The sequence below is a fragment of the Anaerocolumna sp. AGMB13020 genome (assembly GCF_033100115.1).
GTDB lineage: Bacteria > Bacillota > Clostridia > Lachnospirales > Lachnospiraceae > Anaerocolumna.
Map to the genome: position 1 here is coordinate 5204963 of NZ_CP136910.1, position 26087 is coordinate 5231049.

At 39.4% G+C, this 26087-nt stretch carries 20 protein-coding genes; 19 read left to right on the top strand and 1 reads right to left on the bottom strand.

The genetic code is table 11. The annotated features are described in order from the left end of the window. The first annotated feature begins 306 nt into the window (after positions 1-306). The 13 genes from R2R35_RS21855 to R2R35_RS21915 all read left to right on the top strand — a co-directional run bounded on the left by R2R35_RS21855 (position 307) and on the right by R2R35_RS21915 (position 16935). Complete coding sequence (locus R2R35_RS21855; protein WP_317731975.1) at positions 307-1761, top strand: deoxyguanosinetriphosphate triphosphohydrolase; 1455 nt, start codon at positions 307-309, stop codon at positions 1759-1761. Between the two features lie 162 nt (positions 1762-1923). Continuing rightward, positions 1924-2799 carry a hypothetical protein gene (locus tag R2R35_RS21860; RefSeq protein WP_317731976.1) on the top strand — a complete coding sequence of 292 codons (876 nt, stop codon included), beginning with the start codon at positions 1924-1926 and terminating at the stop codon, positions 2797-2799. A 330-nt stretch (positions 2800-3129) separates the two neighbouring features. Beyond that, a complete protein-coding gene (locus R2R35_RS21865; RefSeq protein WP_317731977.1) occupies positions 3130-4311 on the top strand; it encodes a polysaccharide deacetylase family protein in 1182 nt (393 codons plus the stop codon). Between the two features lie 20 nt (positions 4312-4331). Then, entirely contained in the window at positions 4332-5108 is a 777-nt protein-coding gene (locus tag R2R35_RS21870) for a bactofilin family protein (RefSeq protein ID WP_317731978.1), read from the top strand. Between the two features lie 15 nt (positions 5109-5123). Next, positions 5124-5828, top strand: a complete 705-nt coding sequence (pyrH, locus tag R2R35_RS21875; RefSeq protein WP_317731979.1) for a UMP kinase — start codon at positions 5124-5126, stop codon at positions 5826-5828. A gap of 47 nt (positions 5829-5875) precedes the next feature. After that, complete coding sequence (gene frr / locus R2R35_RS21880) at positions 5876-6430, top strand: ribosome recycling factor (RefSeq protein ID WP_317731980.1); 555 nt, start codon at positions 5876-5878, stop codon at positions 6428-6430. A gap of 118 nt (positions 6431-6548) precedes the next feature. Further along, the gene (locus R2R35_RS21885; protein WP_317731981.1) at positions 6549-7262 is read left to right on the top strand and encodes an isoprenyl transferase; all 714 of its coding nucleotides are present in this window, start codon (positions 6549-6551) and stop codon (positions 7260-7262) included. Positions 7263-7279: 17 nt separating this feature from the next. Next, positions 7280-8077: a phosphatidate cytidylyltransferase gene (locus tag R2R35_RS21890; RefSeq protein ID WP_317731982.1), complete on the top strand. Its 798-nt coding sequence runs from the start codon at positions 7280-7282 to the stop codon at positions 8075-8077. A gap of 24 nt (positions 8078-8101) precedes the next feature. After that, positions 8102-8365 carry a hypothetical protein gene (locus R2R35_RS21895; RefSeq protein WP_317731983.1) on the top strand — a complete coding sequence of 88 codons (264 nt, stop codon included), beginning with the start codon at positions 8102-8104 and terminating at the stop codon, positions 8363-8365. A 73-nt stretch (positions 8366-8438) separates the two neighbouring features. Next, the gene (locus R2R35_RS21900) at positions 8439-9587 is read left to right on the top strand and encodes a 1-deoxy-D-xylulose-5-phosphate reductoisomerase (RefSeq protein WP_317731984.1); all 1149 of its coding nucleotides are present in this window, start codon (positions 8439-8441) and stop codon (positions 9585-9587) included. Positions 9588-9662: 75 nt separating this feature from the next. Next, a complete protein-coding gene (rseP, locus tag R2R35_RS21905) occupies positions 9663-11012 on the top strand; it encodes an RIP metalloprotease RseP (protein ID WP_317731985.1) in 1350 nt (449 codons plus the stop codon). 337 nt (positions 11013-11349) lie between these two features. Beyond that, complete coding sequence (gene ispG / locus R2R35_RS21910) at positions 11350-12408, top strand: flavodoxin-dependent (E)-4-hydroxy-3-methylbut-2-enyl-diphosphate synthase (RefSeq protein ID WP_317731986.1); 1059 nt, start codon at positions 11350-11352, stop codon at positions 12406-12408. 36 nt (positions 12409-12444) lie between these two features. Then, complete coding sequence (locus tag R2R35_RS21915; protein WP_317731987.1) at positions 12445-16935, top strand: PolC-type DNA polymerase III; 4491 nt, start codon at positions 12445-12447, stop codon at positions 16933-16935. A 39-nt stretch (positions 16936-16974) separates the two neighbouring features. Here R2R35_RS21915 and R2R35_RS21920 read toward each other — a convergent pair whose 3' ends face one another. Further along, the gene (locus tag R2R35_RS21920) at positions 16975-17187 is read right to left on the bottom strand and encodes a hypothetical protein (RefSeq protein WP_317731988.1); all 213 of its coding nucleotides are present in this window, start codon (positions 17185-17187) and stop codon (positions 16975-16977) included. Between the two features lie 551 nt (positions 17188-17738). Here R2R35_RS21920 and alaS point away from each other — a divergent pair. The 6 genes from alaS to R2R35_RS21950 all read left to right on the top strand — a co-directional run bounded on the left by alaS (position 17739) and on the right by R2R35_RS21950 (position 26083). Beyond that, the gene (gene alaS, locus R2R35_RS21925) at positions 17739-20345 is read left to right on the top strand and encodes an alanine--tRNA ligase (RefSeq protein ID WP_334309132.1); all 2607 of its coding nucleotides are present in this window, start codon (positions 17739-17741) and stop codon (positions 20343-20345) included. 727 nt (positions 20346-21072) lie between these two features. Beyond that, positions 21073-22566: a methyl-accepting chemotaxis protein gene (locus R2R35_RS21930; RefSeq protein WP_317731990.1), complete on the top strand. Its 1494-nt coding sequence runs from the start codon at positions 21073-21075 to the stop codon at positions 22564-22566. A gap of 243 nt (positions 22567-22809) precedes the next feature. After that, the gene (rpsU, locus tag R2R35_RS21935) at positions 22810-22986 is read left to right on the top strand and encodes a 30S ribosomal protein S21 (RefSeq protein WP_033166800.1); all 177 of its coding nucleotides are present in this window, start codon (positions 22810-22812) and stop codon (positions 22984-22986) included. Between the two features lie 342 nt (positions 22987-23328). Next, the gene (yqfC, locus tag R2R35_RS21940) at positions 23329-23709 is read left to right on the top strand and encodes a sporulation protein YqfC (protein WP_317731991.1); all 381 of its coding nucleotides are present in this window, start codon (positions 23329-23331) and stop codon (positions 23707-23709) included. Between the two features lie 99 nt (positions 23710-23808). After that, positions 23809-25050: a sporulation protein YqfD gene (gene yqfD / locus R2R35_RS21945; RefSeq protein WP_317731992.1), complete on the top strand. Its 1242-nt coding sequence runs from the start codon at positions 23809-23811 to the stop codon at positions 25048-25050. Beyond that, on the top strand, positions 25025-26083 hold the full coding sequence (locus R2R35_RS21950) for a PhoH family protein (RefSeq protein ID WP_317731993.1): 1059 nt from the start codon (positions 25025-25027) through the stop codon (positions 26081-26083). The genes yqfD and R2R35_RS21950 overlap by 26 nt, the downstream gene beginning before the upstream one ends. Positions 26084-26087 lie beyond the last annotated feature (4 nt).

Below are 26087 nucleotides of genomic sequence, written 5' to 3' on the forward strand. Positions count from 1 at the left end.
ATAGGAAAGCATGGCTGCAGATAAGGTTTCTGGTGATGATAGGGAACTTATATTAAAGAATCTTTACTTGTATGCATTATGAAATAGCTGTATATTTAGAAGGATATTAATACATCATGAGCCTGAGCGTAAGCGTAAGTATATATTGCAGAAGATGAAAAAGAGCAAGGGGTGTATTCCTGTAAGAAATAGTGGAAATTAACAATCGTTTGCCTTATAATGCTTATAGGGTTATACCTCTTTAAATGAGAGAAAGAGTTAAATGGAAGCAGAAGTAATCAAAGGAAGAGTTATTGGTGGCACAATATGAATTGGAATGAATTATTATCATTAGAGACCCAGGTTGAAAGAGAGAAAGAACCTGAAACTTTTGAAAAGTATCCCATAAGTGATTTGGAAAAGGATTATAAATCGATTATATCCAGCGCAGCATTTAGAAGATTACAAGATAAGACACAGGTATTTCCGCTGGATAAGAGTGATTTTGTCAGAACAAGACTGACACACTCCATTGAGGTCTCTACAATTGCAAGACAGCTGGGAATCATGATAACCAGAAATACGACTCCATATTTGCAGGAGTTTTTTAAGAATAACAGTGAAGTTACAGATGAAATACCAGTAATATTATCCTGTGCAGGATTGTTACATGACATTGGAAATCCGCCTTTTGGGCACTTTGGTGAAGTGGTTATAGGGGAATGGTTTAAGAAAGAATTCAAAAATGATAATTTCAGATACAAAGGCAGGCCTGTTGCCGAAATTCTGCATAAACAGATGCGGTTGGACCTGGAGAATTTCGAAGGTAATGCCCAGGCATTAAGAATTCTGTCTAAAGTAATGAACAGGCAAGAAGGTTATGAAGTAAATCTGACTTATGGTGTAGTAAATACGCTTATCAAATATCCAACCTCCTCTTTGGAATATAATTATGAGGATGAGGATATCAAGAAGCATAAACTTGGATATTTTTATTCAGAAAAAAGTACAATTGACCTGATTACTTCTGTAACGGGAACCAGGAAGGAGAAAGAATATGTACGCCATCCTCTTGTGTATTTAATGGAGGCGGCAGATGATATAGCATATTCAACTGCTGATTTAGAAGATGCAGTGAAGAAAGGATTGATTACTACAGAACAGTTCATTGAATACTTTGAAAGAGAGAGTATGGAAATCACTAATCCATTTCAAAAGAAATACTCCCAAGAGTTAATTGACGATCTAAAAAATCGTATGGATGCTAGCAGAAGTGTAGAAAAAGACCTAATTGCTTTTCAGAAGTGGATGGAACGTGTAAGGATGTGGTTGATGTATGCGGCTTCCTACAGATTTTCGAAAAGCTATGACGACATCATGGAGGGAGTATTTAAGAATGATTTGTTCTATGATACCAACCATCAGGAATCATTACGAATTCTAAAGGGAGCAATGAGTGAATTTGTATATGATAATAAAGGAATCATAAAGCTGGAATTATCAGCAAAGAAAATTATTAGTTCTTTATTGGATGATTTTGTTTATGCTGCGTTGCATTGGCAGGCAGAAAGTAAAACAGAGGAAGCAGAATATAAATTATCCAAAGCAGATAAGAAGCTCATAAATATCATTTCATCTAATTATAAGGAAGATTATTTGTGTGCAAAAACGGATGATGAAGCAGAGAATCTGTATTTAAGATTTCTTATGGTTACAGATTACATCAGCGGAATGACAGATTCCTATGCAAAAAATCTTTATCAGGAGCTAAATGGAATCTAACAAAGACTTTTGCAGAGTAACAGCATAAATATTAATATCGGAAAACTGCTTTTTCATAAAATATAGGTCATAACATTGGTTCATCCTCCTAAAGGTGTAGTATCACATATTTATTAAAATGACATATGATATGGTAAGATAGAAATGTGAGGAGACTGTACGTTGGACGATATGAATGCTTTCAACAAACAGGGTCATTATAATGACGAGTCTTTAACGGATGACGAGGTTTTATCCAGTGAAGAATTTGTAGTTCCACCTTCAGGTCCCGGCAACCAGGGACCTGGCTTCGGACCGGGACCAGGTCAGAGACCAGGACCAGGGCCAAGACCACCGATGCCGGGACCAGGACCAGGGCCAAGACCACCGATGCCGGGACCAGGACCAGGGCCGAGACCACCGATGCCGGGACCAGGACCAGGGCCAAGACCACCGATGCCGGGACCAGGACCAGGGCCGAGACCACCGATGCCGGGACCAGGACCAGGGCCGAGACCACCGATGCCGGGACCAGGACCAGGGCCGAGACCACCGATGCCGGGACCAGGACCAGGGCCGAGACCACCGATGCCGGGACCAGGACCAGGGCCAAGACCACCGATGCCGGGACCAGGACCAGGGCCGAGACCACCGATGCCGGGACCAGGACCAGGGCCAAGACCACCGATGCCGGGACCAGGACCAGGGCCGAGACCGCCGATGCCGGGACCAGGACCAGGGCCGAGACCACCAATGCCGGGACCAGGACCAGGGCCGAGACCACCACAGCCTATGGTACCACCGCCTAATTTTATACCGGAACTGCCGAATAACACAGAAGGTCCGGAAGCTTTCCGATTAGGTGGACAGTTAGGTGGAGGGAACCTATGGATATGTTTGTATCGAAATACCTTTATGTGGTTGATAAACGGTAATAGTTTCTGGTTTTACCCTACCTTTATCGGAAGAAATCATGTTGAAGGCTTCCGGTGGAGAAGGAATACATGGGTTTATGAACGTATCAATTTAAGATTGATATTCTTTTTCCTTTGTTTTTAAATAGTAGTTGGATAAACATCCAACTTGTAATTCTCAATAATAGCCAGTCAATTTGACTGGCTATTTGCATACTTTTGTATACGACTTTGGAACAATTGAATATAGTTATGAATTATAGCTGGATGGAAGATGTTGTAAGCTGTTTTTTCTGACGTGTTCATTATTTCACGATACAAAGAAAACCCTGTATTTTAAAGCGTTTTCACATAATGAGGAAAAGATTGGGATTCCTAATGTGTAGGTCAATAGTACTAACCCTGTTTCTTTTATTTTTCGATATAATATGATAGAATATAACAAAAGGGGTTTATGAGGGAGACTTAAACAACAATGGACGACACCCGCAGGGAGATACTAAATAATATTCGCAGAAAAAAACGTGTCAAACGCTTAAGACAAGCGATAATCATAGCTGTAATCTGCAGCATTTTACTACCAACAATACTTTGCGTTGTTTTATTTAATAGAATTAATACCTTAGAGAGAAAAATAAATCAGCTGGCAGCTGGAAATTCCAGTTCGCAGGAACAAGCTGAGTTAATAGAAAAAAATTTGTATTATCAGGCAGAAGATTATTCATCTTCACTTGAAGAATCGGAACAAAACAGTTATAATAAGGAAGAGATATCTGCCGCAACCAAACAAGGGGATATAGCTGCGTCTGAAAATACTGCAGGCATTTTTGCCACGAAGGCTGATAACAAAGCAATAGACAGCAATTATGCAGCAGGAGCAGAGACGACAGAAAAGCCCTCCGGAAGCAATACTTCGACTAAAAATACCGGTAAAGAGATCACTGAGAATCAGGGAAGCAATATACGAACTGATGAGGTTAAGGTTAGTGAAAAGGACAGGAAAAAGTATGCAGGGAAAGAAGTATACCTGACTTTTGACGATGGCCCCAGTAGCAATACCAGTGAGATATTAGATCTTTTAGCTGAGTACCAAGTTAAGGCAACCTTTTTTGTAATTGGTAAGACAGATGAACAATCCCAAGAATTATATAGGAGAATAGTCGAGGAAGGGCATTCCATAGGTATGCACTCCTATTCGCATGACTATAAACAGATATATAAATCTCAGAAAGCTTTTGAGACTGATTATAAACAAATAAAGAAATTGATATATGATACAACCGGCGTAATGACAGATTTATACCGTTTTCCCGGTGGAAGCGGGAATACAGTCAGCGGTGCAGATATGTCCATCTTTATTCGTTTTCTTGGCAAGGAAAAAGTTAATTATTACGATTGGAATGTTGCAAGTGGTGATGCGACAGGTGTTAATTATTCACCTGAACAATTATCCGAAAATGTTCTTGAGGGTATTGCAGATCATTCAAGGTCCATCGTTTTATTACATGATACAGATAAGAAGGGGAATACAGTCACATCCCTTAAAACCCTGCTCAGTACGCTCACGCAATGTGATGCAAAGCTTCTGAAATTAGATAATACTGTTAAACCTATACAACAAGTTAGGAGTAGTTCATCAGAACTTAACAATAAGTAATTACATAGGAGGAATCTTAAATGGGCTTTTTTAAAGATTTTAAAGATGATTTATCACAGGCAGTGAATGAACTGTTACCGGAAGAAGTTTTAGAAAGTGAGAAAGAAGGAAATACTTCAGGAGAGAAGGACAATGTTCTGAGGGTTGAAGGCGAAGAATCTGTTGCAGCAACCGAAAGTGATGTACAGGCAGATACCAGTACAGATTCAGTTGAAACAAGCGAAGAAGACAATGTTGATAAAGAATTACTAGAAGCTTTGTTGACAAACGAAACTGATGTAGAAGAAGTGAAGAGCCAGGAACTTGCAGCAGCTTTAGAAGAAGAGGAAAAGGAAGACCAGGATACCGCAAATGCTGATGAGGTAACAGTTATTGCTAAAAGCACTGTAATAAGCGGTAACTTGAGCACAGATGGTTCTCTTGAAGTAATCGGAACAATTAAAGGTGATATTGACTGTAAAGGTAAATTGTCAGTAATTGGTAAAGTTACTGGTAATTGTTCGGCAGCAGAAGTATATATTGGGGCAAAACGATTCGAAGGCGCTATCAGCAGTGAAGGTAATGTAAGAATCGGACTCGGTACAGTAATCATCGGCGATGTACTTGGTACAGAGTGCTACATAGCCGGTGCGGTGAAAGGTGATGTGGATATTAATGGTCCTGTCGTAATTGATTCCTCCGCTGTTATTAAAGGAAACATCAAAGCTGCTTCCATCCAGATTAATACTGGAGCTGTAATCGATGGATTCTGCTCACTGTCTTATGCGTCCGTTAATATTGATAATATTTTTGAATAACTGGAGGTATATTAAATGAACAGATATAAAAGAGTCTTACTGAAATTAAGCGGAGAGGCTCTGGCCGGCGATAATAAAACTGGGTTTGATGAAGCTACCTGTATAAAGGTTGCTAATCAGGTAAAACAACTGGTGCAGGAAGGCATCCAGGTTGGTATTGTCATTGGTGGAGGTAACTTCTGGAGAGGAAGAACCAGTGAAACAATTGACCGTACAAAAGCTGATCAGATAGGTATGCTGGCAACTGTTATGAATTGTATCTATGTTTCGGAAATCTTCCGGTTTGTAGGAATGAAGACTCAGATACTTACACCTTTTGAATGTGGTTCAATGACAAAGATTTTTTCCAAGGACAGAGCAAATAAATATCTGGACAAAGGTATGGTTGTTTTTCTTGCTGGTGGTATAGGACATCCATATTTTTCAACAGATACCGGTGTAGTATTACGTGCGGTTGAATTGGAAGCCGATATCATTTTAATGGCAAAAGCAGTGGATGGTGTTTATGACAGTGATCCGAGAACGAATCCTGATGCAAGGAAGTATGACGAGATCAGCATTCAGGAGGCTCTGGATAAAAAACTTGCTGTTGTGGATTTATCGGCAACCGTATTGAGCTTGGAAAATAAAATGCCTATGCTTGTGTTTGCTTTAGAAAAAGAAGACAGTATCATCAAAGCTGTCAGGGGTGAATCTGACGGAACAATCGTTACAGCTTAACAGGCTGTGAATTTAATAAAGTTATTATAATGATAGGAGATACATTTATGGATGCTAGATTGGAACAATACGAAAGCAAAATGACGAAAACACTGGATAACCTGAGAGAGGAATTTTCAACAATTCGTGCAGGCAGAGCAAACCCTCATTTACTCGACAAACTTAGAGTGGACTATTATGGTACACCCTCAGCCTTGCAATCAGTAGCTAATATCTCAGTTCCTGAACCCAGAGTCATTCAAATTCAGCCATGGGAGAGCAAATTGATAAAAGATATTGAAAAGGCTATTATTGCATCTGACTTGGGACTGACACCGAATAATGACGGAAAAGTAATCAGATTAGTATTCCCTGAACTTACTGAGGAAAGAAGAAAAGATCTGGTAAAGGATGTTAAGAAGAAATCCGAAAATGCAAAAGTTGCTATCCGTAATATCAGAAGAGATGCCAATGATACAATTAAGAAGCTGAACAAAAACAGTGAAATTTCCGAAGATGAAGTTAAGGTATTAGAAGACAGCATTCAGAAAACCACAGATAAATTCATTGTTGATGTAGAGAAAATTACAGAAGACAAATCAAAAGAAATACTTACAGTATAATAATATGATATTGACAAGGACTGCTCCAAAATTCAAAGAAAACTCTTGGTAATTACAAAAGTTTCTGGATCTTTGAAGCAGTCTTTTTCAGTTGGAGGTCTCCAAGGGGGATATTAATTTGGATAATAAAATACCAAGACATGTGGCAATTATATTAGATGGAAATGGTCGTTGGGCGAAGAAAAGAATGATGCCCAGAAATTACGGTCATGTACAGGGAAGTAAAACAGTTGAAAACATTTGCGAAGAAGCATATAATATGGGAGTGGAATATCTTACTGTATATGCTTTTTCGACAGAAAACTGGAAAAGACCAAAAGAAGAAGTTGAGGCCTTGATGAAACTCCTGCGCAGTTATCTGAAGAACTGCCAGAAGACCAGCAGCAAGAATAATATGAAGGTAAGGGTGCTGGGAGAATTAAGCGGCTTGTCGGAAGAAATCAGAAAGAGCATATATGAACTGGAAGAAGTCTCTTCAAAAAATACAGGATTAAATTTCCAGGTAGCCCTTAATTATGGCGGAAGAGATGAAATCGTAAGAGCAATTAAAAAACTGGCATTGGATTGCAAGGAGAATAAGCTTGAGGTATCAAATATTGATGCGGCTTTGTTTTCGGAGTATCTGGATACCAGAGGAATACCGGATCCCGATTTGTTAATACGAACCAGTGGTGAAACGAGGATATCCAATTTTCTTTTATGGCAGTTAGCCTATACGGAGTTTTATTTTACAGATACATTATGGCCGGATTTTAACCGGGAAGAGTTAAGAAAAGCTATCGAATATTATAGCAACAGAGATAGAAAATACGGTGGAATTAAGGAAGATTGAATACTAGGAGGTAACACATGTTTTGGGTAAGATTTCGCAGTTCGGTCATACTAATGGTTATAACCCTGGCGGTAATCCTATTGGGAGGAGATGCATTATTTGCTGTGGTTCTAGCCATATCTATCGTCGGTATGACTGAGTTGTATAAAACAGTGAACCTTCAAAAGTCGCCCATAGGATTTACCGGTTATGGGGCGGCATTCTTGTATTTTATTTTGATACGTTTTGGTTTGGATGAATACCAACCCTTTTTGTTTATTGGCTTTTTATTGGCCTTGATGTTGGTATATGTATTTTCTTATCCAAAGTTCCGTACAGAAGAAATTACTATAGCATTCTTTGGATTATTCTATGTAGCCGTTATGCTAAGTTATATATACCAGGTACGAATTGCTGAGAACGGATTTTATCTGGTATGGCTTATATTTATTGGTGCATGGGGATCTGATACCTGCGCATATTGTGTGGGGATGTTATTTGGAAAACATAAAGGTTTTATGAAGTTAAGCCCTAAAAAGTCGATTGAGGGCTGCATTGGAGGTGTACTGGGAGCTGCATTACTGGGAGCCCTGTATGCATTAATCATAAAAAATCGTTTGGGGAATTTCGAAAATCCCTGGCTTACCTTTGCGTTAATCTCCGGTGCTGCAAGCATTATCTCACAATTAGGAGATTTGGCGGCTTCGGCAATTAAGAGAAACCATGATATCAAAGATTATGGAACACTAATACCAGGACATGGCGGGATTTTAGATCGTTTTGACAGTATTATTTTTGTGGCTCCCATAGTATATTTTCTCTCAGTAATAGTGTAGCTATGAGCGCTTCCAAAGGCAGGCTTGAAACAAAAGCATGTTTCTATAATCGGATGGGCGGCAGCAAAGAGAGCTGCCTTTTATCGGAAATTTAAGATGCAATTTCCGATAAGTTATATTATAGAAACAAAAGCAAGTTTCTATAATCGATTGACGGCAGCAAAGAGAGCTGCCTTTTATCGGAAATTTAAGATGCAATTTCCGATAAGTTATATTATAGAAACAAAAGCATGTTTCTATAATCGGATGGGCGGCAGCAAAGAGAGCTGCCTTTTATCGGAAATTTAAGATGCAATTTCCGATAAGTTATATTATAATAAACATCAGCAGGTATAAAACAACTGTAATGAAAGAGGTTATCATGAAGTATATATCCATTCTGGGGTCAACAGGGTCAGTCGGAACACAAACACTGGAGGTGGTTCGAGAGAATCCAGATATAAAGGTAGTTGCCCTGGCAGCTAACAGCAGCATTACCTTGCTGGAGGAACAGATCAGAGAATTTGCCCCTTCCCTAGTGGCGGTGTATGACGAAGCCTTAGCGAAGGAGCTGGCAAGCCGAGTGAAGGATACGAAGGTGTCCATTCTTGCGGGTATGGATGGACTGATAGCATGCAGTACAATAGCAGAAGCTGAAATTGTTGTAACAGCTTTGGTGGGTATGATTGGAATAACTCCCACCATCGAAGCCATTAAGGCTGGAAAGGATATTGCCCTTGCCAATAAGGAGACACTTGTTACGGCTGGCCATATCATAATGCCTTTGGCAAAAAGTTGTAATGTACATATCCTACCTGTTGACAGTGAACATTCTGCCATATTCCAGGCCTTAAACGGTGAAGGAAATAATGCAGTTGAACGTATTATCCTGACTGCCTCCGGCGGACCTTTTCGAGGAAAAAAGAAAGAAGACTTAAAAAATATCCAGGTGGAAGATGCTTTGAAGCATCCTAACTGGACGATGGGCAGAAAGATTACCATTGATTCTTCAACTATGGTAAATAAAGGTCTTGAGGTAATAGAAGCAAGATGGTTATTTGATGTGGAATTGGAGAAAATACAAGTAGTTATACAACCACAGAGTATTATTCATTCCGCAGTTGAATTTATGGACGGCAGTATAATTGCACAGATGGGAATGCCTGATATGAAACTGCCGATTCAATATGCTCTTTTTTATCCTTTTAGACGTCAGCTTAAAGGAGAACGGCTGGATTTGTTTAAACTGGGAAGACTTGATTTTTATGAGCCGGATTACGAAACCTTTGAGGGACTTAAACTGGCTTACAAGGCAGCCAAAACAGGGGGAAGCATGCCAACTGTATACAATGCGGCCAATGAATTTGCAGTTGCCAGATTTTTGAACAGAGAAATAGCTTATATGGATATAACAGATTTTATCAGAGAAGCTATGGAAGCTCATCGGTTCAGGGAAAATCCTGACGTTAATGAGATTCTGTCCACTGAAGCAGAGACTTATGAATTCCTGAAACACAGAATGCATAAATAGATAAGACAAAAATTAATCATTTTCTGATACAGTCAACAATAAATATGGTGTAAGCACACTTAGTTAGGAGTAAGCATGAACATAATTATAGCAATAGTAGTATTCAGTGTCTTGATTGTTATCCATGAGCTCGGACATTTTTTGCTGGCAAAATCTAATGGTATTTATGTTACAGAATTTTCAATCGGTATGGGACCAAGAATTCTGTCAATGGTTAAGACACCAAAAGGTTACCGATTGAGAGGGCTTCTGTCACCTGGTGATTTTGCCGCAGCCAACAGGGAGCTGGAAGCAACAATCTATTCCATAAAGATTCTTCCTATCGGTGGATCTTGTATGATGCTTGGAGAAGACGATACCGTAGAGGATGAGAGAGCTTTTAATAAGAAAGGTGTTTGGGCAAGAATATCCGTTATTCTGGCTGGACCTATCTTCAATTTTATTTTAGCTTTTATCCTTGCTTTGATTATTGTGGGGATGCAGGGATATGACCCTGCCAAAATTGCAGCTGTTAAAACACCTGCAGCAGAAGCCGGATTGCAGGAAGGTGATGTAATCACTAAGATCAATGGCAAGAATATAGACCTGTCAAGAGAGCTTAGGATGTATCTGTATGTGAATCCTCTTAGTGAAGCAGGAGTCGACATAACCTATCAAAGAGACGGAGAGGTTCATAAAACTACGGTGGACCCTGTTTTTGTAAAGACCTATATGCTGGGATTTTATTATGCAGACGGTACCAAACCCATGATAAGAGAACTGATGGAAGGCTATCCAATGGAGAAGGCTGGATTTAAAGCAGGGGATGTCATCACTGGTATTAATGGAGTAGCTGTTGCTACAAGAGATGAATTAATGGCATACCTGAAAGAAAATCCTCTATCAGATAAAGCAATTACCGTTTCGTTTTTACGAGATGGTGCTGAGAATACCGTTTCAGTTACTCCGGAGCTCTCAGGACAGGGATATGACCTTGGCCTTTCTTTAGATAGCAGCATAGTTAAGGTTAGTGGTCTGGATGTTATCAAATACAGTTATATAGAAGTGAAGTATTCGATTGTCAGTACCATTGATAGCATTGGTTTGCTGATCAGGCAAAAAGTATCGGCTGATGAGCTGGCAGGTCCCGTTGGCATTGTTGGTATGATAGGTGACATCGTACAAGGTACAAAAGACAGCGGTTTCACAGCAGTCTTTTTAAGTCTGGCAAGTTTTAGTATTCTTCTTAGCGCTAACCTAGGTGTTATGAATCTTCTGCCTATTCCGGCCCTGGATGGTGGCAGACTGGTATTCCTGCTGATTGAAGTATTCAGAGGAAAACCGATAGACCAGACCAAAGAAGGAATCGTGCATATGATTGGTTTCATAGCTTTGATGATTCTTATGGTATTTGTAGTATTTAATGATTTAAGCCGTATATTCTAATTATTAGGATCTGCAACTAGTACAGCAGTAGATCATGGTTGAATTTTAGAAGGGCTGCTGCTGATACAATTTGCAGCAGCCCTTTTTTGTGGTAGCTTAAGTCTGTCCAGCATATGTTAAAGAGGGGGATAGCATAATTTGGACTTCTGTAAGACTTGCGGTATGACGAGGTATAAGGTATAATGAAGTTCATTTTTATTTGCTTAACCATAGTGACCGCAGAGAAAAGCCAAAATACAACATATGCTGATTACCAGAAGAGATGGTTTAAGAGTAAAAGATGTGTATAGAACATTTGTGTTTACATGTGCGCTGTAGCACACAGACAGGAGTTTATATGAGAAAAGAGACAAAAGTTATAAGGATTGGCAATAAAGCCATTGGCGGAGGCAATCCGATTCTTATTCAGTCTATGACAAATACAAAAACAGAAGATATTGCAGCTACCATAGAACAGATAAATAAGCTGGAGGCTGCAGGCTGTGATATCATACGTTGTGCGGTACCTACCCTGGAGGCAGCAGAAGCGATAAAAGAAATCAAGAAAAGTATACATATCCCACTGGTTGCGGATATTCATTTTGATTACCGTCTTGCTATTGCCGCAATAGAAAACGGTGCGGATAAGGTAAGAATAAATCCAGGCAACATAGGTGGCACTGAGAAACTAAAAGCAGTGGTGGATGCTGCAAAGCTTAAGAATATTCCAATCAGAGTAGGAGTAAACAGCGGTTCTCTGGAAAAAGAGCTGGTAGAGAAATATGGTGGGGTAACGCCGGAGGGACTGGTGGAGAGCGCACTTGATAAGGTACATGCCATTGAAGCCATGGGTTATGATAATCTGGTAATCAGTATTAAATCTTCGGATGTCTTAATGTGTATCAAAGCGCATGAATTGATTGCAGATAAGAGCAGCTATCCTCTGCATGTTGGTATTACAGAATCCGGAACCTTGTTATCGGGAAATATCAAATCAGCGGTGGGACTTGGTGTAATGTTATATGAAGGTATCGGTGATACCATCAGGGTATCTTTGACCGGTGACCCTGTTGAAGAAGTAAAATCAGCGAAACTGATACTGAAAGCCCTTGGTCTTAGAAAAGGCGGTGTAGAATTGGTATCCTGCCCTACCTGTGGAAGAACCCAGATCGATCTGATAGGTCTTGCAGGACAAGTAGAAGCAATGATACAGGAATTCGACCTGGATATAAAAGTTGCAGTTATGGGGTGCGCTGTAAATGGACCCGGTGAGGCGAAAGAAGCAGATATTGGAATTGCAGGAGGCCGGGGGGAAGGAATTCTGATTAAAAAAGGTAAGGTAATAAAAAAAGTTCCTGAAGATAAGCTGTTAGAGACCTTACGGGAAGAGTTACTGGCCATGAAAGCAGCTTTATAATAAGTTCAGCAATTTAGCAGGAAAGAGGCGTAACACATGGGAATGCTTTTTTTTGAAGTATTCGATCAACTTCATGATATCCCGCAGGAGTACACGAACCTTTTCAAAGAGGTTACCGTCGAAAAAGTCTGCGTTTCCAAATCAAGGTCTGAAATAAAAATATATTTGGACAGCAGCAGACTGATCCAGCGAAGAGAGATAAAGCGAATGGAGCAGCTGGTGAAGCAAAGATTGTTTGCTTCAACACCGGACGCTGTCTGTTTTCAGGAGAATTACCAGCTGTCGGCACAATATACTCCCAAGAATCTCTTTGACGCATACAAAGAGAGCATATATTCGGAGTTCAGGGAGCGAAGTATCCTGGAATACAATATCTTTGAATTGTCTGAGATTAATTTTGAAGACAATAAGATAATTTTTACTTGTGAGGATAATTTTCTGATAAGGAAAGTAGCTCCTGATTTTCAAAAGCATTTAACCTGTATTTATGAGAAATTCAATCTGAAGGTAGCAGTCGTATTTGATTATTATGAACCGGCAGTCAAAGAAAAACAACAAGCCTACGAATTTGTTAAGGTAGCAGGCGTTTCGGTAAAGGATAGCCAGGATGATGATAATGAAGCAAGTAGCAATCATGGAAATAACAGTGACGGTCAGGCGATGGAGCCGTCAAATGATAAAGCTGTTAAAGCCGTAAAAGAAGAAAGCAAAGGCGAAAAGAGTAAGAGCGGCGGCTTTCATTTCGGAGAGAAAGAGAAGCCTAAATATACTCCCAAAAAGGTTATCAATGATCCTGATATTATCTTTGGAAGAGGTTTTGAAGGCGAGGCAATTCCTATTGCTGACATCCAGGATGAAATTGGTGAGGTAGTAATCAGAGGTCAGATTTTAAATACAGAAGTAAGAGAGCTTCGAAATGAAAAGACACTATTTATATTTACGATTACAGATTTTACGGATTCCATCTCTGCTAAATTATTCTTAAAAACAGAAGAAGCTGCAGAAGTTACCAGTGTTATTAAAAAAGGAAAATTCTTCAAGTTAAAGGGTATGGCTTTGCTGGATAAATACGACAGAGAGGTATCCTTAAGTTCCATCGTAGGTATCAAAACAATTCCTTCCTTTACGGTAAAACGAATGGATACCAGTACGGAAAAACGTGTTGAACTTCATGCCCATACAATGATGAGCGATATGGATGCTGTTGTGGATGCCAAAGAATTAGTAAAAAGGGCATTTGAATGGGGACATAAAGCTATTGCAATTACAGATCACGGTGTGGTTCAGTCTTTTCCAGAAGCCAATCATGCTCTTAGCAAGTGGGATTATCCGGAATCTGAATGGGACAGATTAAAGCAATTTAAAGTAATTTATGGTGTTGAAGCCTATCTGGTAGATGATTTGAAAGAAATCGTCGTTCATCCAAGAGGGCAGACATTATCCGATACATATGTGGTGTTTGATATTGAAACCACTGGTTTCGGACCGGTCAAAGACAAGATTATTGAAATTGGTGCTGTCAAAGTAAAAGATGGTTCCGTTATTGATAAATTCAGCACTTTCATAAATCCGGAAATCCCTATTCCACAGAGAATAGAGGAATTAACAGGAATAAATGACGACATGGTTATCGGGTATCCGACAATAGATGCAATCTTGCCGGAGTTTCTTGCCTTCTGTGAAGGAACGGTTCTCGTAGCCCATAACGCTTCCTTTGATGTGAGTTTTATTCATAAAAAAGCGGAAGCACTTGGAATTGAAACAGATTTTACTGTAATTGATACGGTGGGAATGGCCAGGATGCTGTTGCCTAATCTGAATAATTATAAATTGAATACAGTTGCCAAAACCTTGAGCATTTCACTGGAAAATCATCATAGAGCAGTTGATGATGCAGGAGCAACAGCTGAGATATTCATGAAATTTCTTCCGATGTTAAAAGAAAAAGGTGTTACGGTCTTGGATGAAATTAACCCCTTAGGCAAGCTTACGCCGGATGCTATCAAAAAATTGCCGACCTACCATGCAATTATCCTGGCCCAGAGTGATGTGGGAAGAGTGAATCTATATAAACTTATTTCCTTATCACATATAGATTACTATCAGAAGAGACCGCGTATTCCCAAGAGCTTATTTATGGAGAACAGGGAAGGGCTGATTATTGGCTCTGCCTGTGAAGCCGGTGAGTTATACCAGGCGATACTAAGAGAGCAGCCCCAGGAAGAAATAAATAAGCTGGCAGAGTTTTATGACTATCTGGAAATCCAGCCCTTGGGCAACAATGAATTTATGATTGAGAGTGAGAAAATCAACATAAATTCCATGGAAGAGATCATGGATATAAATCGCCGAATCGTCAGACTGGGTGAAGAGTTCAATAAACCGGTGGTGGCTACCTGCGATGTGCATTTCATGGATCCGGAGGATGAAATCTACAGAAGAATTCTGTTATATGGAAAAGGAATGAAAGACGCGGATAACCAGGCGCCCTTGTTCTTTCGCACTACAGAGGAAATGCTTGAGGAATTCGCTTATCTGGGAAGAGAGAAAGCATATGAAGTGGTCGTAACCAATACCAATCTGGTTGCAGACAGAATTGAGAAGATATCTCCGGTGCGTCCGGATAAATGTCCTCCGGTAATTGAGGATTCCGATAAAACACTTAGAGATATCTGTTATAACAAAGCACATTCCATGTATGGTCCCAATCTGCCAAGACAGGTGGAAGAAAGACTGGAGCATGAACTTCGCTCTATTATAACCAACGGTTTTGCCGTTATGTATATCATAGCACAGAAACTGGTATGGAAATCCAATGAAGATGGTTATCTGGTAGGTTCCAGAGGTTCGGTAGGCTCCTCCTTTGTTGCCACCATGTCCGGTATTACGGAAGTAAATCCTTTGGCAGCACATTATTATTGCAGTCACTGTTTTTATTCTGATTTCGAGTCCGAGGAAGTAAGAGCCTACGCAGGCAGCAGTGGCTGTGATATGCCGGATAAAGCCTGCCCTGTATGCGGAAATCCGCTAAGCAAGGACGGACATGATATCCCCTTTGAGACCTTCCTTGGGTTTAACGGCGATAAGGAACCGGATATCGATCTTAACTTCTCTGGAGAATATCAGAGTAAAGCCCATGATTATACAGAGGTCATCTTTGGTGAAGGTCATACTTTCAGAGCAGGGACGATTGGTACACTGGCAGATAAGACTGCCTATGGTTTTGTACTTAAATATTATGAAGAGCATAATCAGCATAGAAGAAAAGCAGAAATTGAACGCATAGTTGGCGGCTGTGTAGGTGTAAGACGAACCACCGGACAGCATCCCGGAGGAATTATCGTACTTCCCCATGGGGAAGAGATCTACTCCTTTACCCCGGTACAGCGTCCTGCAAACGATATGACTACGAAAACCATAACCACTCATTTTGATTACCATTCCATTGATCATAACCTGTTAAAGCTTGATATTCTGGGGCACGACGATCCGACCATGATTCGTATGTTAGAAGATCTTACGGGAGTGGATGCGAAAGGGATAAGGCTGGACGAGGAGAAAGTACTTTCTCTGTTTGACAACCTGAGTGCCCTGGGGATCAAGCCGGAGGATTTAGGAGGCTGTGATCTAGGATGTCTGGGCGTTCCGGAATTTGGTACAGATTTCGTTATGCAGATGCTTCGTGATACAAAACCGAAGAATTTCTCAGATCTGGTGCGTATCTCCGGATTATCCCATGGGACGGATGTATGGCTTAACAATGCTCAGACCCTTATTACAGAAGGAAAATGTACCCTTGGTTCTGCAATTTGTACCCGTGATGATATTATGACTTATTTAATCAATACGGGTGTGGACAGTGGTCATTCCTTTAAAATAATGGAGAGTGTACGTAAGGGTAAGGGACTGACAGCAGAAATGGAAGAGGAGATGCTTGCAGCCGGAGTTCCTGATTGGTATATCTGGTCCTGTAAAAGGATTAAATATATGTTCCCCAAGGCTCATGCGGCAGCTTACGTTATGATGGCCTTCCGTATTGCATATTTTAAGGTATATTATCCTTTGGCTTATTATGCAGCTTATTTCTCAATACGTGCCTCGGCTTTTAACTATGAATTGATGTGCCTTGGCAGAGAACGCCTGGAACGTCATATGGCAGATTATAAGCGAAGAGGAAATGAGCTGAGCAAGAAAGAGCAGGATACCTATAAGGATATGAAGATTGTTCAGGAAATGTATGCAAGAGGATTTCAGTTCGTTCCAATTGATATCTATTCGGCAAAAGCTCATCATTTTCAGATTGTAGACAACAAACTGATGCCTTCCTTAAGTACCATTGACGGTTTGGGAGATAAGGCAGCTGATGCGGTAGTAGAAGCAGCTAAAAATGGTAAATTCCTCTCCCGGGATGATTTTAGAAGCCGTTGTAAGGTAAGTACCACAGTAGTGGATTTAATGAATGATTTGGGGCTGTTTGGAGATCTTCCGGAGAGTAATCAGATATCCTTAATGGATTTCCTTCAATAAAAGTTTAATCCATGGCTTTGGAACAGCAAGAAAGGCTGTTTAAGCCATGGGTTTTTTAGTACTGTTTTTCAGCTGTCTGTCGGTTAAAAAAAGGTTGTATAGTGCTATAAGAAGAGCGATTACTACAATAAGAGAAGCACTTATCGTGAGATTGGCATTTATAAAGTCCGTAAAATAGTTTATCGTCACCAGGAGAATTCCCAGAATACAAAGAAACATACCTGTACGTGTAAAAATAAGAGCTTTTTTCATTATAAACCCAGCCTTTCGCAGTTTTTTTCGTTGATAAAAAACGGAAATGAAGTATTTCAATAAATGAAGATGTGTTAAGAATACCATTATATGGAATGAAATGCAAATGATTTCATATTCTTCAGTGCGTCTTATGGTGTTCTTTAGAAAAGCTGTGATGGAATAACATCAGCATCGGATTGTAGCCTTTTGATTTTATTGACAAAGAACTAATATCTGCTTATAATAAATTACTAGTACTACCTTGCATAAATTTCACATGATTCAGCACCCTCTGTTTGCACTGATTTTGCGTTATCGTCAATCAGTGTTGGAATTGCTGCGCCTCATTCCTCTGCCTTGCATTAACTAAAAATCAGGTATTGTTATGAAGTGGAATTTACGCAAGTCAGTACCAGCGGACTTATATTTGCTGAATTCAGTTTATTTTCGGAATAAACGAAAACCAGGCTTATATACAATTATAAAAAAACATAAATGAATTAAGAACCATTATTTATACACAGGAGGCAAATAGTGTGAAGGCTTACGGAGTAAATGAACTGAGAAAGATGTTTCTGGATTTTTTTGAAAGCAAAGGTCATCTTAAAATGGACAGCTTTTCTTTGGTTCCCCAGAATGACAAAAGTTTATTATTAATCAATTCAGGTATGGCACCTTTAAAACCATATTTTACAGGTCAGGAGTTACCGCCAAGAAATCGTGTAACCACCTGCCAGAAATGTATTCGTACCGGTGATATAGAGAACGTTGGTAAAACTGCAAGACATGGTACGTTTTTTGAAATGTTAGGAAACTTCTCTTTTGGTGATTATTTTAAAACAGAAGCCATTCATTGGTCCTGGGAGTTCTTAACAGAGGTGGTTGGTATAGATCCTGACCGATTATATCCTTCTGTATATGAAGAAGATGATGAAGCTTTTGAAATCTGGAACAAAGAAATCGGTATTGCACCGGAGAAAATATTCCGCTTTGGTAAGAAAGATAATTTCTGGGAGCATGGTGCTGGCCCTTGTGGTCCCTGTTCTGAGATTTATTATGACCGTGGTGAGAAATATGGATGCCACAGTGAAGACTGTACGGTAGGCTGTGATTGTGACCGTTATATTGAAGTATGGAATAATGTATTTACCCAGTTTGAGAGTGATGGCAATGGTAAGTATACAGAGCTGGTACAGAAAAATATAGATACTGGTATGGGGCTTGAAAGACTTGCAACAGTAACACAGGATGTGGATTCCATATTTGATGTAGATACGATCAAAGCCCTTCGCGATAAAGTATGTGAAGTAGCAGGCGTTACTTATAAGAAAGATCCTAAGACAGATATATCTATACGTCTGATTACTGATCATATTCGTTCCGTGACTTTTATGATTTCTGATGGTATTATACCCTCCAATGAAGGCAGAGGTTACGTTCTTCGCAGACTTTTAAGACGTGCAGCCCGCCATGGAAGGCTTCTTGGAATCAAGGACCGATTCCTTGCAACCTTAAGCACTACTGTAATTACTGAATCCAAGGATGGTTATCCAGAGCTGGAGGAGAAAAAAGACTATATCTTAAAGCTTCTTACCATTGAAGAAGATAATTTTAATAAAACCATTGACCAGGGACTTAAACTTCTTTCTGATCTGGAAGAAGGCCTTGTAAAGGATAAGAAGAATATCCTTTCCGGAGAGGACGCTTTCAAACTCTATGATACTTATGGATTTCCTCTTGACTTGACAAAGGAAATTCTTGAAGAAAAGGGATTTGCTATAGATGAAGATGGTTTTACAGCAGCTATGAATGTACAGAGAGAGACTGCTAGAAGTGCCCGTGCTGTTACGAATTACATGGGAGCGGATGAGACCGTTTATTTACAGCTGGATCCCGGACTTACTTCAACTTTTGTGGGATATGAGAAAGATGAAGCAGATTCAAAAATTAATGCTCTTACAACGGAAACTGAGGTTGTTACGGAGCTGGTGGCAGGTCAGAGAGGTACAATTTTTACAGCAGAAACTCCTTTTTACGCAACCAGTGGCGGTCAGGCAGCAGATGCCGGGCTTATTACAACTGCCGATGCTGAGTTTGAAGTAGAAGATACCATTAAACTTCAAGGCGGTAAATTAGGTCATGTGGGCGTTGTGACAAAAGGTATGTTCAAAACGGATGAAACTGTTCATCTTGCTATCAGCAAGGAGAAACGAGGTGATACCAGAAAGAACCATAGTGCTACCCACTTGCTTCAGAAGGCACTTCGTCTTGTACTTGGCTCCCACGTTGAACAGGCTGGCTCCTTTGTAAATGAAGAGAGACTTCGCTTTGACTTTACGCATTTTTCTGCTCTTACAAAAGAAGAAATTAGTAAGGTAGAAGCTCTTGTAAATGAACAGATACAAACAGCATTGCCTGTAAATACCAATGTTATGACCATAGAAGAAGCTAAGAAGACCGGAGCCATGGCGCTGTTTGGTGAAAAATACGGAGACAGTGTAAGAGTTGTGACCATGGGTGAGTTCAGCAAAGAGCTTTGTGGTGGTACCCATGTTGCCAATACCAGCTCTATTCTGATCTTTAAGATTATTTCAGAAACAGGAGTAGCTGCCGGTGTAAGACGTATTGAAGCTCTTACCGGTAAAGGTGTATTTCGTTTCTATGAAGAGCTTGAGAGTGAGCTTATGAAAGCTTCCAGGACGGCTAAGACAGAGCCTGCACAGCTTTCAGCCAAGATTGAAAGTCTTCAGGAGGAAATGAAGGCACTGCAGTCTGAAAATGAGAAATTAAAAAACAAACTTGCCAAAGATGCACTGGGAGATGTTATGAGTCAGGTGAAAGAAGTAAGCGGTGTGAAACTTCTTGCTGCCAGAGCAGAGGGTGTTGATGTTAACAACCTCAGAAATCTTGGTGATCAGCTGAAGGATAAATTGGGTGAAGGCGTGATTGTTCTGGCTTCCCCTGTGGAGGATAAAGTAAACCTTATTGTTATGGCTACCGATACAGCTATCGCAAAAGGAGCTCATGCGGGTAATCTTATCAAAGAGCTTGCTGTACTTGTAGGCGGAGGCGGTGGCGGTCGTCCAAATCTTGCACAGGCAGGGGGAAAGAATCCTGCAGGTATTGACGCATTGATTGAAGCAGCGCCTAAGGTGCTTGAAAAACAGATACACTAAATATAATGGCTTTGTTCGGGGGTTTCTGAACCGGACAGGGCCATTTTTTATGTTTTATGTAATAAGATTTGATGTCAGAATGAGTTTTTCGCAAGGGGACGGCGAATGGCACAAAGCAGAAAGAACTCATGCTTCAATTCCAAGGTATAAGAAGTCCTAATTCTCTGAAGATTTTGTGCTGGTCATAATGTAAAACAGATAACTCGCTGCGCTCAGACAATCTGTTTTACATTATAGCACAAAATCTTCAGAGAAAAGGACATCTAATACCTTTCCATAGGCGCATTCGTTCTTTCTGCTTTGTACCATTCGCCTGACTTTATTGAGAAGTAAGCCTTTTATACTTGGTTTGTTATAGGTTAATGGAGCTGGTTATTGCAGCAGAAAATGTAAAATATTAACAGTATAAAATATAATTGTTACCAGCAGAAAATAAGAGTTGTTACCAGCAGAAAATAAGAGTATTAAGCAGCTAGACAGTAGGTAGTACATAGTAGATAGTAATAGTGTTACACAGCTGACACTAAGGTTGTTACTTTGCGCATTAAGAGGTGGTTGACAAAGATATAAAATTACCATAATATTTTATTTGGGACAGAAGGCACTATATAGAAGAGAGAAATTACATACTGTTCCGCTATATGGAGGATAAGAGTGAAAGATAAGCATAAGCACTTTCACTCCCTTGATTTTTACACACGATAAAATACGCAGATGGGAGTATAAAGTGAAAGTAGATTATAATATCAAGAGGGTCAACAAGTTTAATGTATTGCTAATATGGGGTTTGTCAACAATACTGACCGGACAGGCATTTATTTCAGTGGGAGCAGATTATGGTATTAAGGTACTTATTGCAACCTATGCGGCAGTTGCATTTTCCACTTTGATTGGGTTTATCAGCAGCAGATCCCCGAGTATGGAGAATATTTGCGGTGTTTTGATTCCTTTCTCCGTTGTTTTGTCAGCCAGTTTTCTTTGCCATATAATGGATGGTGCAATAACCATGAGAGTCTTCCTGATATATACGGGGACTTTTGCTATGGCAACGCTATATTTCAAAAGATCAGTACTTCTTTTCTTCGGCGGATTATTTAATATATTTATTATAACATTTTTCATCTTTGATCCCCAGGGATTATTAGGTGACTCACATTCAGTAACAGAATTTATTACAAGAATATTTTGCTTGAATCTAATGATGTTTATATTTTTCTTTCTTACAAAATGGGGCAGCGGTTATATTGATTCTGCGCTGTTAAAGGAAAAGGAAGCACTTTTGATGGCAGAAAGACTGGAAGAAACGCTTTCTGTTATTGAGAAAAATACACAGTTGCTGGATGATTCCGTTGCCAAGGCATATAAACATATGCAATCCATTGAAATGGTTAGCGGTCAAACTACCCATGTAGTAGAGAAAATAGCGGATGGAGTATCAAAGGAAGCTGAAAGTACCAGTGATATAGCAGGTAAGGCTGCCGTTGCTACTGCGGTTGTAAAAGAGACAAAAGAAATATCCCTGCGGGCAATGAACTATTCCAGCGAAATGAAGGATATCATAAGGAAAAATTCTGAGGGTATTGATGAAATGCTTCAGAATATGCAGACTGTTGAAAATGCAGTAGGTACTGCTATGAGTACCGTTGTAGACCTGCAGACAAGTATGGAACAGATTAATCAGTTTATGTCAAATATTACAGCGATTGCAAGACAAACGAACCTTCTTGCCTTGAATGCAGCCATTGAGGCTGCCAGGGCAGGAGATGCTGGTAAAGGTTTTGCAGTAGTAGCAGAGGAGGTAAGAGACCTTGCTGAAATGAGCTCAACGACCGTAAAGGAAGTGCTCCTGGTAGTTGACAAGCTGACAGAAGCGGCAGTTCAGACATATGATAAAGTACAGGATGGTAAAGAAGCCGTAACCGCCGGTACAGAAATAATTGTCGAGGTAAAAGAACGTTTTGATGTACTTGAAGAGAATTCCATGCATATCAATAATGAAATAACAGAGCAGGATATTAAAATTACAGAGATTAATAATACCTTTGCCTCTATTTTATCAGAACTGGAAAACATTTCTTCACTTTCTGCAGATCATGCTGCATCTACAGAAGAGATACTTGCTTCTATGGAAGAACAGAATCAAAGCATTCGAATAACCAATGAAGAAATGTCTGCTATGAGTGAATTGAGTGAGAATCTTCGCAATCATTTAAAGAAGTGATTAAATCGATTATAGTATTAAAATTTAATCGAAAAGTGTTGTAAACACTGGTATTATAAGGTATTACACCATCCCAGCAGGACTGTAAGATGTCAGTGGCAGTGAAAGTAATTGTTCGAATATTAAAAAATATATTGACAAAACATGAAGTAACCAATATAATTATCCTAGTGCTATTCAAAAATATACCCAAACAGTTGTATAGGCACAATACACAACTGGAGGGAGGTTAGGTGTGAGACTATGTCAAATGTTATTGTAAAAGATAATGAGACTTTAGATAGTGCTCTACGTAGATTCAAGAGAAACTGTGCGAAGGCAGGCATTCAGCAGGAAATCCGTAAAAGAGAGCATTATGAGAAGCCGAGCGTAAGACGTAAGAAAAAGTCAGAAGCTGCTCGTAAGCGTAAATTCAAATAAGTAGAATATCTAGTAGATTTATCTGCTTAAATAACCCTTGAACAGGCGTTCAGGGGTTTTTATTTTGCCCAAAATTATAAATAGAAACATAAAACTGTTTCTATTATCGGATATATGGCAGCAAAAGACGCTGCCTTTTATCAGAAATTTGAAAAGCAATTTCTGATAAGTCATATAATAGAAACCAAAAGCATGTTTCTATTATCGGATATACGGCAGCAAAAGGAGCTGCCTTTTATCAGAAATTTGAAAAGCGTTTTCTGATAAGTCATATTATACGTATATCTCTGCCATTTTACCCATATATTCTATCATAATCCAGAATAATATGGAGTCTTTGAGATGCAGCATAAATTCAAATCAAAGCATGATAAAAACAAAGAGAGCTTAAATAAAGAGCTTTACAGCCATATAAATAAAAGTAAGAAGAAAGAAGAGGCAGAAAGGAGAACCTTCCTGGAGGAGGTTTCTGAACGGTTGAAACTACCAGCCGATATCCTCGCAGGTGCCCCTATCGTAACTGCCATGGGAAGAAATGAGGTATGCATCGAGAATTATAAGGGGATTCTTGAATACAATGACAAATTGATCAAGATTCTGTCCAAAGTGGGTACCATTCGTATAGAAGGTAAGAATTTAAATATTTCATATTTTACAAATGACGAAATGCGTATAACCGGTCTGGTATCCGCCATAACATATATAACACAGAAAGACTCTTAGTACATAACCATTAATAGACGGCAGTCTATGAAATCAGGAAGGATAACATATACTGTGTAAAGATGCAAAAGATGTAATAACAATATCGGAGGGTGTCAGATGGTATTATTGTTTATTCGTTGGCTGCAGGGATATCTGTTGGTACGGTTAAAGGGTATGTCTACGGAACGTTTTATAAATCTGTGCAGTAATCGTTTTATTTTCTTGTGGGATTTAAAGGTTACAGATAATGAGTATGAATTTAAGATCAGATTGAAGGATTATTATAAGCTGAAACCTTTTGCCAGAAAAACAGGTACATTACCTTATATAAGAAAAAGATATGGTCTGCCTTTTATTATACATACTTATAGAAAGAGAAGCGGTTATGTGGCAGGATTTCTGCTTTTTGCAGTTATGCTATACATATTATCCCTGTTTATTTGGGATATTAATGTTTCGGGTGGATATACCTATACACAGGAAGCAATGGTTAAATTCCTAAAAAACAATGAGATATACCCGGGACTTCAAAAAAAGCATATCAACAGCCAGGCAATTGAAGATCTTATAAGACACAGCTATAATGACATAGGCTGGGTATCTGCAGAAATAAAGGGTACAAGGCTGATAATCAAGATTACTGAGACAAATATGCCGGCACCTGCAGTAACAGCCACAGAAAACTGCCATATCGTCGCCTCTAAGGATTGCATTATATCACAGATTGTCACCCGCACCGGAGACCCTTTGGTTGGTATCGGAGATGTGGTAAAAAAAGGTGATATAATTGTATCTGGAGTGGTTAATATTATAGGTGATAATGAAACCCTGGTTCGAAAAGAACCAGTTATTGCAGATGCTGATGTTATTGGTAAGACTTTTTATGAATACAAAGACAAATTTTCCCTTAATTATATTGATAAGATTTATACCGGTAGTGAAAAGAAGTCTTACAGTTTATCATTTTTCCTGAAAAAAATAAATTTATACAGACCTAGAATTCCCTATGAGAAGTATGATATAATTGGGAATGAGTTTACGCTTCATTTAAATGATGAATTCTATCTTCCTGTTTCGCTGACAGCAAATCGCTATCTTGCATATAATGAAGAAAAGAAAAAATACACAGAAGCAGAAGCAAAAGCATTAGCAGAAATAAAATTAAAAAGATTTATAAAGAAATTAGAAGAAAATAATGTTATAATACTGGAAAATAATGTTGAAATAGCCGTCAAAGGGAATGTCTGTACAGCAAATGGCAAACTTGTGGTATTAGAATCTGTGAAAGATTTTAAAGCTATTGATGACAGTGAGTGGAGGATTATTGATACGGATGAGTCTGATAGAAACGATAATTGATGTGCCTCTGGAGCATGAAAAAAATGTATTCGGCCAGTTCGATGCTTATGTAAAGATGATTGAAAGAACACTAGGTGTAACTATTATAGTCCGTGACAGTGAGATTAAACTAATCGGAGAAAATGATAATGTAGCCAAAGCAAAAAGTGTATTTATGAATCTGCTGGAATTATCCAAAAGAGGAAATGTTATAACAGAGCAAAATGTCAGTTATGCGCTGTCCCTTAGTCAGGATAATAAAGAAGCAGCTATAGTAGAGATTGATCAGGATCTTATTTGCCATACCATATCCGGGAAACCGATAAAGCCTAAAACCCTGGGACAGAAGGCATATGTTGACCTGATCCGAAAAAAGATGATCACTTTCGGCGTTGGCCCTGCTGGTACCGGTAAGACCTATCTTGCCATGGCTATGGCAGTAACTGCATTTAAGAATGATGACGTCAGTAAAATCATTCTTACCAGACCAGCCATTGAAGCAGGAGAGAAATTAGGCTTTCTTCCCGGAGATTTGCAGAGCAAGGTGGATCCTTACCTGAGGCCTCTTTATGATGCGCTGTATCAAATTATGGGAGCAGAAGGATATTTAAAAAATACAGAAAAAGGATTAATAGAAGTTGCTCCTCTGGCATACATGAGAGGACGTACCTTAGAGAATGCCTTTATTATTCTGGATGAAGCTCAGAATACAACACCGGCGCAGATGAAGATGTTCTTGACCCGTATAGGCTTTGGTTCGAAAGTCGTGATAACCGGTGACTTATCCCAGAAGGATTTGCCGAGTGGAACCCAGTCTGGATTAGATGTAGCTCTAAAGGTGTTAAATAAGATCGAGGATATTGGTTTTGCTTATTTAACCGGCCAGGACGTTGTAAGGCATCCTCTTGTGCAGAAAATTGTTATGGCTTATGACAGCTATGAAAGTAAAATAAGCAAAACTGAGCTGAAAAGTGATAAATATGCAAAGAGAGGCCCGAAAGGGACCATAGCCAGAAATTCTGAAAAGCCATACCGAAGAAAAAGACAGAACTAGTACT

Coding starts and splice junctions, on each gene's coding strand:
- R2R35_RS21855 (WP_317731975.1), top strand. CDS start 307: ATGAATTGGAATGAATTATTATCATTAGAGACCCAGGTTGAAAGAGAG.
- R2R35_RS21865 (WP_317731977.1), top strand. CDS start 3,130: ATGGACGACACCCGCAGGGAGATACTAAATAATATTCGCAGAAAAAAA.
- R2R35_RS21870 (WP_317731978.1), top strand. CDS start 4,332: ATGGGCTTTTTTAAAGATTTTAAAGATGATTTATCACAGGCAGTGAAT.
- pyrH (WP_317731979.1), top strand. CDS start 5,124: ATGAACAGATATAAAAGAGTCTTACTGAAATTAAGCGGAGAGGCTCTG.
- frr (WP_317731980.1), top strand. CDS start 5,876: ATGGATGCTAGATTGGAACAATACGAAAGCAAAATGACGAAAACACTG.
- R2R35_RS21890 (WP_317731982.1), top strand. CDS start 7,280: ATGTTTTGGGTAAGATTTCGCAGTTCGGTCATACTAATGGTTATAACC.
- R2R35_RS21900 (WP_317731984.1), top strand. CDS start 8,439: ATGAAGTATATATCCATTCTGGGGTCAACAGGGTCAGTCGGAACACAA.
- rseP (WP_317731985.1), top strand. CDS start 9,663: ATGAACATAATTATAGCAATAGTAGTATTCAGTGTCTTGATTGTTATC.
- ispG (WP_317731986.1), top strand. CDS start 11,350: ATGAGAAAAGAGACAAAAGTTATAAGGATTGGCAATAAAGCCATTGGC.
- R2R35_RS21915 (WP_317731987.1), top strand. CDS start 12,445: ATGGGAATGCTTTTTTTTGAAGTATTCGATCAACTTCATGATATCCCG.
- R2R35_RS21920 (WP_317731988.1), bottom strand. CDS start 17,187: ATGAAAAAAGCTCTTATTTTTACACGTACAGGTATGTTTCTTTGTATT.
- alaS (WP_334309132.1), top strand. CDS start 17,739: ATGTTTCTGGATTTTTTTGAAAGCAAAGGTCATCTTAAAATGGACAGC.
- rpsU (WP_033166800.1), top strand. CDS start 22,810: ATGTCAAATGTTATTGTAAAAGATAATGAGACTTTAGATAGTGCTCTA.
- yqfC (WP_317731991.1), top strand. CDS start 23,329: ATGCAGCATAAATTCAAATCAAAGCATGATAAAAACAAAGAGAGCTTA.
- yqfD (WP_317731992.1), top strand. CDS start 23,809: ATGGTATTATTGTTTATTCGTTGGCTGCAGGGATATCTGTTGGTACGG.
- R2R35_RS21950 (WP_317731993.1), top strand. CDS start 25,025: ATGAGTCTGATAGAAACGATAATTGATGTGCCTCTGGAGCATGAAAAA.